The organism is Hymenobacter qilianensis (genome assembly GCF_014638675.1).
In the GTDB taxonomy this organism is placed as follows: Bacteria; Bacteroidota; Bacteroidia; order Cytophagales; family Hymenobacteraceae; genus Hymenobacter; species Hymenobacter qilianensis.
On the sequence record NZ_BMFN01000003.1, the window covers coordinates 309768 to 324160 of the forward strand.

Below are 14393 nucleotides of genomic sequence, written 5' to 3' on the forward strand. Positions count from 1 at the left end.
CCATTCTTTCTGCCAGCCATGAAACAGCGAGAACGCCTCATCGAAGCCCTGCTGGCGCTGAGCGCAGGTATCAGCGTACTCACCACGGGGGGCATTATTGTGATGCTGGCCGTGGAAGCGGCTCATTTTTTCCGGCAGGTGCCGCTGGGCACGTTTTTGACTGATACGCAGTGGACGCCCCTATTTGCTGACAAGCATTTCGGTATTCTGCCGCTGGTGTCGGGCACCTTGCTGACCACGGGCGTGGCCATTGCCGTGGCCCTGCCGCTGGGCCTCATCATTGCCATCTACCTCAATGAGTATGCGACTGTTGGCTTTCGTAATGTCATTAAGCCGCTGCTCGAAGTTCTGGCGGCGGTGCCCACCGTGGTCTATGGCTTTTTTGCCCTGACCGTGGTTACGCCGTTTTTGCAACGACTGATACCCGGCATGGCCGGATTTAATGCCCTGTCGGCGGGCAGCGTGATGGGCATCATGATTCTGCCCCTAGTTTCTTCGCTTAGCGAAGACGCGCTGACGGCCGTGCCCCGCTCTTTGCGCGAAGCCTCCTACGCGCTGGGCGCCACGCGTCTGCAAACGGCCATGCGGGTAGTGGTTCCGGCCGCTTCGTCGGGCATCACGGTATCGGTGATACTGGCCATTTCCCGGGCGGTCGGCGAGACGATGATTGTAGCCATTGCGGCCGGACAGGAGCCTCGCCTGACGGCCAATCCGCTGGTGCCGGTCGAGACCATAACCACCTATATCGTGCAGGTCAGCTCCGGCGACGTGGCCTACGGCACCCTGGAGTACGACACCATTTTTGCCGCCGGCATCACCCTCTTTGTGCTTACCCTGGTGCTGAATAACGTGGGGTACTGGTTCCGCCAGAAATTCCGGGAACAATATGAGTAACATGACCCGCAACCGCCTGCTCGACGGCGCCTTCCGCGCGGTGGGCCTGTTGGCTACCTTGCTTGGCTTGCTGCTGCTGGCCGTTTTTCTGCTCGATATTCTGCGCACGGGCCTGAGCCGCCTCAGCTGGCAGTTTTTGAGTGCTCTGCCTTCGCGCTTTCCTGAGCGGGCCGGCATTTACACGGCCCTACTGGGCACCGTCTGGATTATGGTGCTCACCGCTCTGATTGCGGTGCCGGTGGGTTTGGCAGCAGGCGTTTACCTGGAGGAGTATGGCCGCAAAAGTCGCTGGTCGGCTTTGCTCGAAATCAATATTACCAACCTGGCCGGGGTGCCGTCGGTGATTTATGGCTTGCTGGGGCTCAACATCTTTGTTCGCTTTCTGCGCATGGGCAGCAGCGTGCTGGCCGCCAGCTGCACGCTGGCCCTGCTCATCCTCCCTATTCTCATTGTAGCCACCCGCGAGGCCATCCGGGCCGTACCCAAAACGCTGCGCGAAGCCTCGTTTGCGCTGGGCGCAACGCGCTGGCAAACAATCTGGTACCAGGTCCTGCCGGCCTCTATGGGGGGCATTCTTACGGGAATTATTCTGGCCTTGTCGCGGGCGGTGGGCGAAACGGCCCCGCTGCTCGTGCTGGGGGTGCTGGCCTACGTGCCGTTTGCGCCAAAAAGCCCCCTGGACGAGTTTTCGGCGTTGCCCGTTCAAATATTCAACTGGATTTCGCGCCCCCAGCAGGCATTCGGAATCAACGCCGCCGCCGCTATTATTGTGCTGCTGCTCATTACGTTTGGGCTGAATGGCCTGGCTATATTCCTGCGTAACCGCTGGCGGCGGCACCTGCCGTAGCTTCTCAAAAACGTACCTTGCCTGATGCCCGAACTGGAGGTTGAACATGTGAGTGTGTACTACGGCACGAACCAGGTGCTGCAGGACATATCTATGACCATGGAAGCCCATACGGTGACGGCCTTGATTGGTCCTTCGGGCTGCGGCAAATCCACGTTTCTGCGGCTGTTCAATCGTATGAATGACTTCATCAGCGACTTTCGTCACGAGGGGAGCATTCTCATTCAGGGCCAGGATATATATGCCCCCCAGCAGGCCGTAGAGGAGCTGCGCAAGCGCGTAGGCATGGTGTTTCAGCGACCGAATCCGTTCCCGAAAAGCATCTACGACAACGTCACATATGGGCTAGTGCTGCAGGGCGTGCGCAGCAAGGCCGTGCTCGATGAGGTGGTCGAAAAATCGCTGCGTCAGGCCGCGCTCTGGGAGGAAGTAAAAAACGATCTGCGCAAGTCGGCGCTGGCTTTGTCGGGGGGGCAGCAGCAGCGCCTGTGTATCGCGCGGGTGCTGGCCGTGGAGCCCCGTATTCTGCTCATGGACGAGCCGGCCTCGGCCCTGGACCCAATTTCCACGGCCAAAATCGAGGAGCTGATTTATGACCTGAAGCAGCAATACACCATTCTTATCGTGACGCACAACATGCAGCAGGCCGGCCGCGTGAGCGATAAAACGGCCTTCTTCAACTACGGCCACCTGATAGAATACGATGATACGGGCCGGCTTTTCACTCAGCCCAGCCACGAGCAGACGCAGAACTACATCACGGGCCGCTTTGGCTGATTTCATGGTTAGCGTCAGCCGCCGCAGTCAGCAGGGCTTCCACCATCTACTACCAAAATGGCTCACTTAGCACTTGAAATTCAGCAGCTTAAACAGGAGGTTCACGCCATGTGGGGGCTGGTACTGGAGCAGCTGCACCGCAGCCAGCGGGCGTTGCATACGCCTGATTCGGCGCTGGTGAAGGAGGTGTCGCGGCAGGAAAAGCGCATCAATGCCGGGGAATTGAAAATTGAGCGGCACTGCGAAAGCATCATCGCCCTGCACACGCCGGTCGCCATCGATCTGCGGTTTGTGCTGGCCGTGCTGAAAATCAACACCAGTCTGGAGCGCGTAGGCGACGCGGCCAAGGCCATGGCCCAGTTTGTTCGGCGTTTTGTGCTGAAGGCCGAGGAAAAATTTGATCCTCATTTGCTGGCCATCAGCCGCCTAGATGAGATGTGCCGGGAGGCCACGATGCTGCTGGAAATGGTTCAGGGGGCTTTTGAGCAGGAAGACAGCCAGCTGGCCCGGCGCATGTTCAGGGAGGTGAAAGTGCTGGCCGACAACAATGTACAGGCGCACTCTGCCCTAGCGGCCTATATTCAGGATCATCCGGAGCAGGTGCAGCAGGCTCTGCAGATTCTGCTGCTCGTGCGTAAGCTCGACCGCATTGGCGATGAGGCCAAGAATATTGCGGAGGAAATCATCTTCTACCTGGAGGCGCAGGTGTTGCGCCATCGGTCGGGCAAGCACCGGGGCCAGTAGCTACCTTAGTTGAGGCGGAAGTTTTTGAGGTTTTTGGGTAGCAATGGGTGTTTATCCATCACTATGGCCTGCAGAATGGCCAGCGTGAGAACCACCAGCAGGGCGATTTTGACCTGACTGAGCAGCGTGACTTGTCCATCGGCTACTGCCGAGCCGCGGGAGAGCTGCTTGCCCACCTGGAGCTGAATCTGGGTGAGGCGGCTCACATCCGCATGAATGCGGTCAAACTGCGCAGCCAGCTCTTGGGTTAGGGCTGCGGAGGTGGGCGCACCCGCGCGCAGCAACTTAGCTTCCAGCAGGTTATAGCGGGTGAGGCTGGCCTTCACGGACTGAAATACCTGATCTTCCTCGGCCACCATGTAAGTGGCCTCGTAGCTGCGCAGCAGGGAGTCAATTACCTGGTTGTGACTGGCCAGCTGAGCCTGAGTGTGGCGGGGGCTTGCCTCGGCCGGCGCGGCCAGATGGGTTTCCAGCAGCTGTCGCTTGGCATACATACGGTCGTTGAGTGCAAATAAGCCCGCGGCAGGCTGGAGTCGGTCCTGATAGAGGGAGGCGACGGCGGTGTTCATGTCGTGCAGCTGACGGGTTTCCCACAGGCTGCTGCCAACCATCGTCAGCACGATACCGAGAAACAGAAACGCCAGCTTGGTTTTATGGTGAATTCCGGACAGCATATTCATGGGGTGGGGCTTTGGGAACGAGGAGGGAAAATCATTATAAGATAATAATAAAAGGGCAAAGCATGCGCATTCTTGTGCATGCTTTGCCCTGATGCTCAGCAGGAAGGCACGCCCTGGGGGCCCCGAAGAATTGCCTCACGGCTGGCGCAGAGGCTACTTCTTCGTCTGTGCCGAGCCTGCCCAAGCGCCGTAAAAAGCGTATAGTGGAGGCAGCGCCCGGAAGCACGACCTTTTCCCTACATTCACCCTGGCCCAGGATTCTCTCCGGCCTGTTTCAAACTTTCCTTCAGCACGCTTCTTATATCCGTATGACGGCCGAACACGAACGATTGGCGGCGGCCCCGACGGCCCGCGCCCCTTGGCGCCGCTGGGGGCCTTATTTATCGGAGCGCCAGTGGGGCACGGTGCGCGAAGACTATTCGGCCGACGGCCAGGCCTGGCAGCACTGCACCCACGATATGGCCCGCTCCTTCACCTACCGCTGGGGCGAGGACGGCCTGGGGGGCATTTCCGATGACCAGCAGCTGCTTTGCCTCGCGGTGGGGTTGTGGAACGGGCACGACCCCATTCTGAAAGAGCGCCTGTTTGGGCTGAGCGGCCCGGAGGGCAACCACGGCGAAGATGTAAAGGAGGTGTACTACTACCTCGACAACGTGCCCACGCACTCGTACATGCAGCAGCTGTACAAGTATCCGCAGCACGCCTTTCCCTACGAGTTGCTGGTGCAGGAAAACGCCCGCCGGGGTCGCCACGAGCCCGAGTTTGAGCTGCTCGATACGGAGGCCTTTCACGAGAATCGCTATTTCGACGTGTCCATTGAATACGCCAAGGCAGCTCCCGACGACATCCTGCTGCAAATCACGGTGCACAACCGGGGGCCCGTGGCGGCCACCGTGCACGTGCTGCCCCAGCTCTGGTTTCGGAATACCTGGGCCTGGGGCCTTAACGACTACCGCCCCCAGTTGGCCGCCGAGCCGGCGGGCGGCGCTATTGCGGTGCATCATCATAAGCTGGACGAGATGTGCCTGTACTGCGACCAGGAGCCGACGCTGCTCTTCTGCGACAACGAAACAAACACCCAGCGCCTCTACAAAACGCCCCCCATGGCGCCAACAGCGTATTTTAAGGATGGCATCAATGATTACCTGGTGCACGGAGCGGCCACTATCAATACGGCGCAGGTCGGTACTAAGGCGGCGGCCCACTACCCGCTTACTATTTCGGCCGGCGCCTCGCAGTTGGTGCGCGTACGGTTGGGACCGGCTGGGCAAACGCAACCTTTCGCCGACTTTGATCAGCTTTTGCAGCAGCGGCGCCAGGAAGCCGACCAGTATTACGCCGTCGTGCAGGCCGCGCTACCCAGTGCCGACGCTCGCCGCGTGCAGCGGCAGGCCTTTGCCGGTATGCTTTGGAGCAAACAGTTTTATTACTACGATGTGCCGCAGTGGCTGGAAGGCGATCCGGCCACGCCTCCCCCGCCCGCCCAGCGCCAACACGGCCGCAACGCGTGCTGGCCGCATCTGAACAATGCCGACATCATCTCGATGCCCGACAAATGGGAGTACCCCTGGTACGCGGCCTGGGACCTCGCTTTTCACTGCCTGCCCCTGGCCCAGCTTGACCCCGAGTTTGCCAAGCACCAGCTGCGTTTGCTTTGTCAGGACTGGTATATGCACCCCAACGGCCAGCTGCCGGCCTACGAGTGGAACCTAAGCGACGTGAATCCGCCCGTGCATGCCTGGGCCACCTGGCGCGTGTACAAGATGTGTCAGAAGCACAGCGGCGGCCCCGGCGACACCGACTTTCTGGCCACGGTGTTTCACCGCCTGTTGCTCAACTTTACCTGGTGGGTGAACCGTAAAGACCGCAGCGGCCGCAACATCTTTGAGGGGGGCTTTTTAGGACTGGATAATATTGGTTTGTTTGACCGCTCGGCCCCACTGCCTGGGGGTAGCAGCCTCGAGCAGGCCGATGCCACCAGTTGGATGGCCATGTACGCCCTCAATATGATGCGCATGGCCTTGGAGCTGGCCCGCACCAACCCGATTTATCAGGATCTGGCCAGCAAGTTCTTCGAGCATTTCCTCTACATCGCCGGTGCCATGACCAACATGGACCAGGCCCACAAGGACCTCTGGGACGAGGAAGACGAGTTTTACTACGATGCCCTCCACACCCCCGGCAATGGCCTGCAGCTGCTGAAAACCCGCTCCCTGGTTGGCCTGATTCCGCTCTTTGCGGTGGAAGTGCTGGACGACGAGCTCCTCCAATCTTTACCCCAGTTTGGGACCCGGCTCCGCTGGTTTCTGGAAAACCGGCCCCAATTGGCCAGTTTGGTGTCGCGCTGGCATGAGCCGGGCCGGAAAGCCACGCACCTGCTTTCCCTGCTGCGCGGCCACCGCATGAAGTGCCTGCTGGCCCGGGCCCTCGATGAAGCGGAGTTTCTGTCGGAGTACGGCATCCGCTCCCTGTCCCGCTACCACCTGGATCACCCCTATGAATTTCACTGCGCCGGTCAGGACTTGGTAGTGAGCTACGAAGCGGGCGAATCGTCAACGAGCATGTACGGGGGTAATTCCAACTGGCGGGGGCCAATTTGGCTGCCGATCAACTTCCTGATCATCGAGTCGTTGCAGCGCTTCCACCACTACTACGGCGACGATTTTCAAGTGGAATACCCTACCAGATCGGGCCAGTACTGCACTCTGCTTCAAATTGCTGATGCGTTGAGTGCGCGCCTAACCCAGCTGTTTTTGCGCAACGAAGCGGGCATCCGGCCGGCCCTGGGCGCTGACGAGCGCCTGCAGCAGGATCCGCACTTCCGCGACTATCTGCTCTTCCACGAATACTTCCACGGCGACACCGGCCAGGGCCTGGGCGCCAGCCACCAAACCGGCTGGACGGGCCTCATTGCGAAGCTGTTGCAGCCCCGCGCTTAACGAATGGCTACACCTTACTCAGCGAGCGTATATAGTCCTGAATGACTGGCAGCAAGAGGGGAATGGCAGCTTCAATGTACTCCCGGTCAGCGGGCGTCCAGGGCCGCGGGGCACCGAATACGCAGGGCTGCAAAATGCCCCACAGCTGCTGTTGCTCCGTGATGTGGGCGTGCACCAGGGCCCGGTGGCCGAAGGTGCGGCGCTCAAAGTCCTGGTTGAGCACGTCCGGCCCCGCCTGAGTGACATCTTCGACGTAAACCGAAGGCCGGGCAGCCAGCGCGGCCCGAAACAGCGGATCTTCCTGGGGCAAGTCGCCCGTATCATTCTGCCAGTCGTGGCGCGGATCGGGCACAGTAGCGTTCTTGCGCCACACAAAGGCAATGCGGCCGCGCCCCTGCGACGGGTCGCGCACGTACAGAAAGCACCGATCTACCAGCAAATGTGGCCCTACCAGATCGAGGGCGCGCTGCAGGCGCTCAGCCGGTGGGGTATTGGTTGCCAGCGCCGCCGCCAGTTCATGTTGTGATATCGTAGTCATGGGAGTAGAACGGCTGGGGACTTTGGAAGGTGAATAGGAAGGACTGACTGAAGATTGCACCTTAATATAAGTACGACTTTTTCTACCTCTGCTTTCACAAAAGTGCGCGTGATATATACCCGCTGAATAGCTGTAATCGGCAGCGACAGTACGGTGCAGGTATGTTGGCCGGTATTTCTTGTCTATCCTGCGGTAGTAGTGCATTCTCTGGGTTAAAAAATGCCCCCCAGACCACTGCAACGAGCCCTGCCTCCCTCGCCGGGCTTCGTTGGGATGTTGTCGGAGGAATGCAAAACAATCGGTTTTTTCTTCCGCTATCTGCCTCAAACTGCATGAGCCTTTCTTCTACGCTTTCCCGACTGCCCCTGCTGGCGTTGTTGCTGAACACTGCGCCCCTGCTGGCGCAAACCACCCCACCCAAAACCAACGACACCACCACGCCGCTGCACCTGCTCAAGCCTGATTACCCGATACCCTACGGGCAGGTGAAAGCCGAGGAAGTAAAGCAAGTGCTGGACCGTGTGTACAACTACCTGAACACCGCCACGCCCGCTGAGCTGGTCGATAAAAACACGAACGCGCCCATCACCGACCGGCGCAAATTCTCGCCCGACGCCATCATTCGCCCCGGCGACTTCCGCCTCACCAGCTACGAGTGGGGTGTAACGTATTCGGGCATGCTGCGGGCCAGCGAAACCACCGGCGACCCAAAGTACGCGGCCTATACTGTGAGCCGCCTGAAGTTTTTGAGCGAGCTAGGCCCCTACTTTAGTGCCTATCAGAAAACCAACCCCGAGGCCCCTACGCCCATGCGCTCAGTGCTGTATCCGAAAGCGTTGGACGATGCCGGCTCGCTGTGCGCCGCCATGATTAAAACCCAGCGCGCCAACACTTCGGCCGACCTGCGCCCCATGATTAACAACTTCATGGACTTCATCATGACCAAGGAGTTCCGCCTGGCCGACGGCACCCTGGCCCGCAACCGACCCCAGCCGAACACGCTCTGGCTCGACGATTTGTACATGAGCGTGCCGGCTTTGGCCCAGATGGGCAAGCTCACCGGCGAGCGGCGCTACTACGACGAGGCTGTGAAGCAAGTCACCCAATTTGCCCCCCGTATGTTCAATAAGTCGAAGGGGCTGTATATGCACGGCTGGGTGCAGGAAATGAGCGTACATCCGGAGTTTCACTGGGCCCGCGCCAACGGCTGGGCACTGCTGACAAAAGTTGAATTGCTCGACGTGCTGCCCGCCGACCATCCCGGTCGCCCGGCCGTGTTGGAGCTGCTGCGCGCCCACGCCCGCGGCCTCGCCGCCCAACAAGCCGGCAGCGGCTTCTGGCACCAGCTCCTCGACCGCCCCGATTCCTACCTCGAAACCTCCGCCACCGCCATCTACGCCTACGCCATTGCCCACGCCATCAACCAAGGCTGGCTCGATGCCAAAGCCTACGGCCCCATGGCTCTATTGGCTTGGAACGCGGTCAGCACTAAAGTAAACGCCCAGGGACAGGTAGAAGGCACCTGCGTAGGCACCGGCATGGGCTTCGACCCCGCTTTCTACTACTACCGACCAGTGAATTTGTACGCTGCCCACGGCTACGGCCCGGTTCTGTTAGCTGGGGCTGAAACTATCCAGCTACTCAAGCAGCACCCGTATGGCATCAATGACAGCTCAGTGCAGACGTTGAAGTAGTTATAACTTGAGAAGCTGGAATGCTTTACTGATTTAATGAATCTTTACGGGCAGAACCAGTTACCGTAAAATGACTTACTTCTTAAATAGCATTTCGCTCTTCCGCATACTCCTATTACTTACAATAGCCTCTATCTGCACACAATGCAGACCAAATGTCAGCGATGAACAATTAAAAGCGGCAACACAAATGCAGGTTGACACGGCAACTGTCACTTCCTTTAATATAGAGCGAGACAATAGCCTCGAATTAGCTAATTGGTCAGTTTTTGAGTCTGGTCGGGAAGTAATTTGTGTACCTCCTAATTGGAAGGCACATTTGGTTAATCAAGATAGCGGCCAAGAATTAGTCCTGCTGCCGCCCAACAGTCTCGATAGTATTGAGCGCGTCACTTTTAGCCGCTTGATAAAGGACAACTCCTCTCTGGACTACCCTGCACTTGCCCAGGAATTGGCGAAGAGTGCCTTTCCAAATTTTCGCGTAGTCGAAGGTGATACACTGAAGAAATTGGTAATGCAAAAAGCTTTTGCCATCGAACGAAACGTGGGTCTATTTGCGCATGGTAAGACGTACAAGGGCTATTGCTTGGTGTATGTGAACGACAGTAAATTATATCAGTTTCGTATCCTTTTCGGTAAGGACCGGCTTAAGGATTACCGAGGTGACTTATTCCGAGACATCATTGGCAATCTACAGATTGATAAGAAGTACCTTGTGGATAACGACAACCCATTAAAGCAAGTAATCAATCTTCGCTAATACTCTTCTAGGCTATTCCATAGCTGACTAAGATTCACTTCACCGCCACATCCCACACCTTCGCCATACGGGATTTACCATCCGGTCCTTCCACGTTCAGGACGACGATGTACTTGCCGGCTTCCTTGTAGCGGTGCACCGGGCTTTGCTCCTTGGATGTGGTGCCGTCGCCAAAATCCCAGTGCCAGCGCTTAATGCTGCCGTGGCTTTCGTCCCTGAAGGTTACTTGTCGTTGCGCCATATCAGTCACGCTGAATGACCATTGGGCCTGTAGCTTCGGCTGGTATTTCTCGGCCAGCGGCAGGAGCGTAAAAATGGTCCCCAGGCTGGAATTGCCGTACATTTTGTGGTTTTTGGACAGGTTCCAGAAGCCTTTTTTACGCTCGTCGTTTACGTCGTCGTAGTCAATCACGGCCCAGGTGAGGCCGATTTTCTTGTTGTCGGTCAGCACCGATTCCACGGCTCGCGCGGGTCCTTCGGTTCCGGCGTAATCGAAAGGGGTAATCCAGAACTCGGCTACCAGCTTTCCGGGCTGGCCGGGCTTGAAGTCATAGGAATAAGCAATGTTGGCGTAGGGCAGCTCTTTAATCCAGGGCTGACTGCCCCAGGCCAGAGCCCAGTCTTTGCCCACGGCCGGCGTGAAAATGTGGTAGTTCTGGGCGTGCACGCCGTGAAAGTCAAAGTACCGCTCCATCAGCGGCAAGTTCTGGTTGGGGTGCTGCTCGGCAATGAGCGGGCCGCCGGATAAGTCACCGTCGACGATGATTTCGAACGTGTCGTTGTGCAGGCCGGGCAGCGTGAAGTCCCAGTAGTTGTCGTAGGCCTCATACAAGAAATAAAGCCGGTTCAGGCCCTTCACCCAGGCCACGCGCACTTTCACGTCTAGGTTGGTAGCGTCGGGCTTGGGGTAGCGCTTTGAGTCGTCCCACAGCTGGTCGGTGCCGACTACGTACTCGCTGGGGAAGCTGTCCCAATCATCAGTCTGACCATCAATGCGAGGAATCATGTTGGCCGGAAACTGGTAGACTTTGTAGCCCCGGTCTTCCTGGGCAAAAACCGGAGCTGCACTTGCCAGAGTAAGCGCACAAGTGCCAAAAATGATTTTTGAGACAATTTTCCAGAAGTCAAAAGCCTTCATATAGCGCACATCAATTGAACGTCATGCAGAGCGGCAGCGAAGCATCTCGCTCGCCATTAGAGTAGTAATTTCTCGTCAGCACGCGAGATGCTTCGCTGCCGCTCTGCATGACGTTCTTATTTACGAAAAGCCCCCCAGGCTTACTTATACTGCCGTTTCAGCCATTCCTCCGGCACTGGGATGATGCAGATATTCATGCTCTTGTTGTCATCGGATAGCATGGCTGATTGGATTTCGATTTTGGTGCCGTCGGGGCTCATGGTGGGGTGCGGGTGGTCGGCGGCGGTTTGTTTGTGGCCGGCGGAGAGCAGCAGCATTTCGCGGGTGTGCCGGTCGATCAGGTAGACGTTGCGGGCGAAGTCGTCGCCCACGGCCCAACGGCCATCGGGCGAGCCGCTTACGTGCCAGAGGCCGCTGCCGCTGGGTGTTTGACCGGCAATCACCACTTCCCGGGTGCGAAAGTTGACGATGGCCAGGCCAGTTGGTTTTTCGCGGGTGCCCGATGGCCCCCAAGCGGCTTCCTGGCCGGGATTGGCCCCGCTCACAGGCGTACCTGCGGCTACTTCTGTAGCGGCGGCCGGTATTTTACGGTGGCCCATAATGGCCATGGCCGTCTCATCTTTGGAAATAATAGCTTCGTGCGTCACCCATTCGTACTCCGATTCGGGGTACAGAGGGCGCAGCCCGGTGCCGTCAGCCAGCACCGTCCAGGTACGCTGGGGCGACTTGCCGCCGGTTTCCCAGCAAAAAACCAGCTCGCCGGGCACCCACGGATTGGTTTGAATATGCCCAATCTGAAACGGCACCGACACGACGTGCTTGATGGCGCCGGTCTTGATGTTCATGGCGGCAATGCCGGATGGCCCAGCGCCCATGTTGCGAGGGCCAAAATTGGGTTCCAGCTTCGTTTCGGGGGGCAAATGTCGGGCGGCTTCTTCCTTCCCTACGCGAAAGTAGGCCCAGGCTTCGTCGCCGTCGAGAGCCATGTCGCCACCGGCTTGTATGGCGGCGGGCGTGGTGCCGCACACGCGCTGGTAGGTCTTGGCCGACTTCACTTTACCGGCCTGGCTGTCGGCAAAGAGCTTAGCCAGATCCACCTCTACAATTTGCAGAGATGTTGGCGCTGGCGGGCCCGCTGCGGCATCTTTAGTGGGGGCAGACTTGCCGGGCGGACGGCGCATAAAGTAGAGCTTCATGGCATTGCGGGCCACATTCAGCATGCCCGTGTAGCCGCCTTCTGATACCTGCACCATGTCGCCGGTTTTCTCATTCACTGCCATGGCCTCCCCTTCCACCCGGCCGGAGCGAAAAATCAGCCACTGCCCATCGGAAGTCCACTGGTTGTGGGTGGGGTAAATCTTGGAGTCGCCGGCCGGGGTGCTGGTCAGGAAAGTGAGCATGGTGCCTGTCACGGGGTCTTTCACCACCTTGCGCTCCGAGGGAAAGCGCCGGCCAATCTGGGCCTGAGCCGCGTCGGTGAGCAAAACAGCGCAGCTGAGAAAGGCGAGCGTAACATACGTTTTCATAGTTGGGGGGCAAATTTTACGTTACAATGCCTTCGATTTTACGTGGCGCAGCTTCTGATTTTTCAGATGCTCACTGTCTGCAATCGTCAGGTTGCTCACGTCGCTAAGGACCAGCGTGGGGGCCGTGGGGGGCTTTTGGGTCGTTACGTTTCGCAGCGTGGCCCCCTGCACATCGGTGAGCAGAAGGACAGGTCGCGTTTCCTGACCCAGAAACTTCACGCTTACATTGCTCAGCTCGATGTTCTTCACATGCCGAATGAAAAAGCCGTAGGCAGGTATCACCCCAAATTTTTGGGGCTCCGGGTAGTCCTTTTCATGCTCCGGCACAACCTTTTGTATAGCGCTGGCATCAGCTGCTTCCAAAAGCTTGTACCAGATGTTGATGTTGCTGAGCCGGACATCCTCGATGGGGTGGCCCGGCAGACCGCTGATGAGCGTGGCGAAGCGCGAATCAGCGTTGTACACGTTCACGTTGCTGATGTTGATGCGGCGCAACTTGCCAATCTCGGTGCCGGCCGGGGCCCGCAGCCGCCCGCCCAGCCGCAGGAAAATGGGCGCGTTGATGATGTCGCGCATGGTGATGTTGCTTATGGTCACGTCTTCTAGCAGACCACCATCTACGGTTTCCAGCGCCAGCCCCCGGCAGTACTCAAACACGCAGTTGCTGATGGCAATATTCTTAAAGCCCCCGTTCGACTCGGTGCCGAACTTGATGCGGCCGGTAGGGCCTTCCTTGTCAGGCACTAGGTGCGCTTCTTTGCGCTGGCAGGTGCCGTTAAGCAACGTGCCCCGGTCGTAGCCGCTGACCTGGCAGTTGGTGATCGTGACGTTTTCGGTAGCCCGGGCGTAGCCCAGCGCAAACGAGCTTTTCAGGCAGATAGCATCATCCCAGGGCGAGTTGATGGTGCAGTTAGAAATGCGCACGTTTCGGCAGCAGTCAATATCCAGCGCGTCGCGGTTGGTGTCAATCTTCAGATTATCAATGGTGAGGTTGTCGACGCCTGTGGCCAGAAGCGCAAAATGCCCCCCAAGCAGCATCGTGAAATCTTTCAAAATAACATTGCGGCAGAGCTTCAGGGCAATGGCTTTATTGCCCACCGGCGCCCGGTGCGGCCCTTCCCGCGTCAGGCCGTGGCCGTAAATGGTGCCGGGGCCGAGAATGGAAATATCGGTCAGGTTTTCGCCCCAGATGAGGCTGTTGTGCCAGTGGCTGTGCCCAAAATCCTGGAAGCTGTTGCCCGCGCCCGGCTCCGGCGCGTCGTAGCCGATTTCGCCTACCGGCGTGGCGGCCAGCAGCGTTGCTCCCTGATCCAGATAAAGCGAAATGCGGCTTTGCAGCCGGATAGAATAGCTGCGGTAAGTGCCGGCCGGAAAGTACACCGTGCCCCCGCCCGCCTTGGCGGCCGCCTCTATGGTTTTGTTTATCGCGTCGGTATCGAGGGTGGCGCTGTCGCCTTTGGCTCCGTAGTCGCGAATGTTAAAATTGCCCCCCGGCGCAGCAACCGATTGCAGACTGATAGCCAGAAGCCCCAGGAGCAGAAAAACGTAGCGCAGAACCATGTTGTGAGGATTGGCACAGCCGCATGTACCCTTAAGTATACCTCTGGTGCGGCGCAGGCGAGTGTGGGACGTTAGGCGAGAAAAGCATTTGCAAGTGTAAGGAGCAGTAATTCCCCGCCCCGACTCTCCTGTACTGTTATGATAAATCGGAACCTGACCTGCTTTCGAACCGGCATTGCTTGTGCTTCAGGATCGGGGCGCGGCTCTGCGCAGTAAGCTGGCAGGACTACTAGCCAAATTTGCCCCCCACGATGTCTAAAACGCTGATAATTGGGTTCCTTCCCTAAATTATTGTA

At 58.3% G+C, this 14393-nt stretch carries 12 protein-coding genes; 7 read left to right on the forward strand and 5 right to left on the reverse strand.

Annotated elements, in window-relative coordinates; genetic code table 11:
- Positions 1-18: 18 nt before the first annotated feature.
- From pstC to phoU, 4 genes are read left to right on the forward strand one after another with little or no spacing between them, the layout of a single operon-like run.
- Positions 19-894 (forward strand): phosphate ABC transporter permease subunit PstC, encoded by an 876-nt coding sequence (gene pstC / locus IEW06_RS15905; RefSeq protein WP_187731821.1) that lies wholly within the window; start codon positions 19-21, stop codon positions 892-894.
- On the forward strand, positions 887-1741 hold the full coding sequence (pstA, locus tag IEW06_RS15910; RefSeq protein ID WP_188548568.1) for a phosphate ABC transporter permease PstA: 855 nt from the start codon (positions 887-889) through the stop codon (positions 1739-1741). The genes pstC and pstA overlap by 8 nt, the downstream gene beginning before the upstream one ends.
- Before the next feature lie 24 nt (positions 1742-1765).
- Positions 1766-2518, forward strand: coding sequence for a phosphate ABC transporter ATP-binding protein PstB (gene pstB, locus IEW06_RS15915; protein ID WP_188548569.1), 753 nt, complete (start codon positions 1766-1768; stop codon positions 2516-2518).
- Positions 2519-2575: 57 nt separating this feature from the next.
- Positions 2576-3262, forward strand: a complete 687-nt coding sequence (gene phoU, locus IEW06_RS15920) for a phosphate signaling complex protein PhoU (RefSeq protein WP_187731820.1) — start codon at positions 2576-2578, stop codon at positions 3260-3262.
- Positions 3263-3267: 5 nt separating this feature from the next.
- Here the strand turns inward: phoU and IEW06_RS15925 are convergent, their stop codons facing one another.
- Positions 3268-3942, reverse strand: a complete 675-nt coding sequence (locus IEW06_RS15925; protein WP_187731819.1) for an MCP four helix bundle domain-containing protein — start codon at positions 3940-3942, stop codon at positions 3268-3270.
- 308 nt (positions 3943-4250) lie between these two features.
- Here IEW06_RS15925 and IEW06_RS15930 point away from each other — a divergent pair, with 308 nt between their 5' ends.
- Positions 4251-6881 carry an MGH1-like glycoside hydrolase domain-containing protein gene (locus IEW06_RS15930; RefSeq protein ID WP_188548570.1) on the forward strand — a complete coding sequence of 877 codons (2631 nt, stop codon included), beginning with the start codon at positions 4251-4253 and terminating at the stop codon, positions 6879-6881.
- A gap of 7 nt (positions 6882-6888) precedes the next feature.
- Here the strand turns inward: IEW06_RS15930 and IEW06_RS15935 are convergent, their stop codons facing one another.
- The gene (locus IEW06_RS15935) at positions 6889-7419 is read right to left on the reverse strand and encodes a GAF domain-containing protein (protein ID WP_187731818.1); all 531 of its coding nucleotides are present in this window, start codon (positions 7417-7419) and stop codon (positions 6889-6891) included.
- A 332-nt stretch (positions 7420-7751) separates the two neighbouring features.
- On the opposite strand from IEW06_RS15935, the gene IEW06_RS15940 reads away from it, so the two are divergent.
- Both IEW06_RS15940 and IEW06_RS15945 read left to right on the forward strand, forming a co-directional pair.
- Complete coding sequence (locus IEW06_RS15940) at positions 7752-9113, forward strand: glycoside hydrolase family 88/105 protein (protein ID WP_188548571.1); 1362 nt, start codon at positions 7752-7754, stop codon at positions 9111-9113.
- 70 nt (positions 9114-9183) lie between these two features.
- The gene (locus IEW06_RS15945) at positions 9184-9873 is read left to right on the forward strand and encodes a hypothetical protein (RefSeq protein WP_187731817.1); all 690 of its coding nucleotides are present in this window, start codon (positions 9184-9186) and stop codon (positions 9871-9873) included.
- 34 nt (positions 9874-9907) lie between these two features.
- Here the strand turns inward: IEW06_RS15945 and IEW06_RS15950 are convergent, their stop codons facing one another.
- From IEW06_RS15950 to IEW06_RS15960, 3 genes are all read right to left on the reverse strand, one after another.
- The gene (locus IEW06_RS15950) at positions 9908-11011 is read right to left on the reverse strand and encodes a PKD domain-containing protein (protein ID WP_187731816.1); all 1104 of its coding nucleotides are present in this window, start codon (positions 11009-11011) and stop codon (positions 9908-9910) included.
- Positions 11012-11151: 140 nt separating this feature from the next.
- Entirely contained in the window at positions 11152-12537 is a 1386-nt protein-coding gene (locus IEW06_RS15955) for a TolB-like translocation protein (RefSeq protein WP_187731815.1), read from the reverse strand.
- Between the two features lie 21 nt (positions 12538-12558).
- Positions 12559-14097 carry a rhamnogalacturonidase gene (locus tag IEW06_RS15960; RefSeq protein ID WP_187731814.1) on the reverse strand — a complete coding sequence of 513 codons (1539 nt, stop codon included), beginning with the start codon at positions 14095-14097 and terminating at the stop codon, positions 12559-12561.
- Positions 14098-14393 lie beyond the last annotated feature (296 nt).

Coding starts and splice junctions, on each gene's coding strand:
- IEW06_RS15950 (WP_187731816.1), bottom strand. CDS start 11,011: ATGAAGGCTTTTGACTTCTGGAAAATTGTCTCAAAAATCATTTTTGGC.
- IEW06_RS15930 (WP_188548570.1), top strand. CDS start 4,251: ATGACGGCCGAACACGAACGATTGGCGGCGGCCCCGACGGCCCGCGCC.
- IEW06_RS15945 (WP_187731817.1), top strand. CDS start 9,184: ATGACTTACTTCTTAAATAGCATTTCGCTCTTCCGCATACTCCTATTA.
- phoU (WP_187731820.1), top strand. CDS start 2,576: ATGGCTCACTTAGCACTTGAAATTCAGCAGCTTAAACAGGAGGTTCAC.
- pstC (WP_187731821.1), top strand. CDS start 19: ATGAAACAGCGAGAACGCCTCATCGAAGCCCTGCTGGCGCTGAGCGCA.
- IEW06_RS15925 (WP_187731819.1), bottom strand. CDS start 3,942: ATGAATATGCTGTCCGGAATTCACCATAAAACCAAGCTGGCGTTTCTG.
- pstA (WP_188548568.1), top strand. CDS start 887: ATGAGTAACATGACCCGCAACCGCCTGCTCGACGGCGCCTTCCGCGCG.
- IEW06_RS15960 (WP_187731814.1), bottom strand. CDS start 14,097: ATGGTTCTGCGCTACGTTTTTCTGCTCCTGGGGCTTCTGGCTATCAGT.
- IEW06_RS15935 (WP_187731818.1), bottom strand. CDS start 7,419: ATGACTACGATATCACAACATGAACTGGCGGCGGCGCTGGCAACCAAT.
- pstB (WP_188548569.1), top strand. CDS start 1,766: ATGCCCGAACTGGAGGTTGAACATGTGAGTGTGTACTACGGCACGAAC.
- IEW06_RS15940 (WP_188548571.1), top strand. CDS start 7,752: ATGAGCCTTTCTTCTACGCTTTCCCGACTGCCCCTGCTGGCGTTGTTG.
- IEW06_RS15955 (WP_187731815.1), bottom strand. CDS start 12,537: ATGAAAACGTATGTTACGCTCGCCTTTCTCAGCTGCGCTGTTTTGCTC.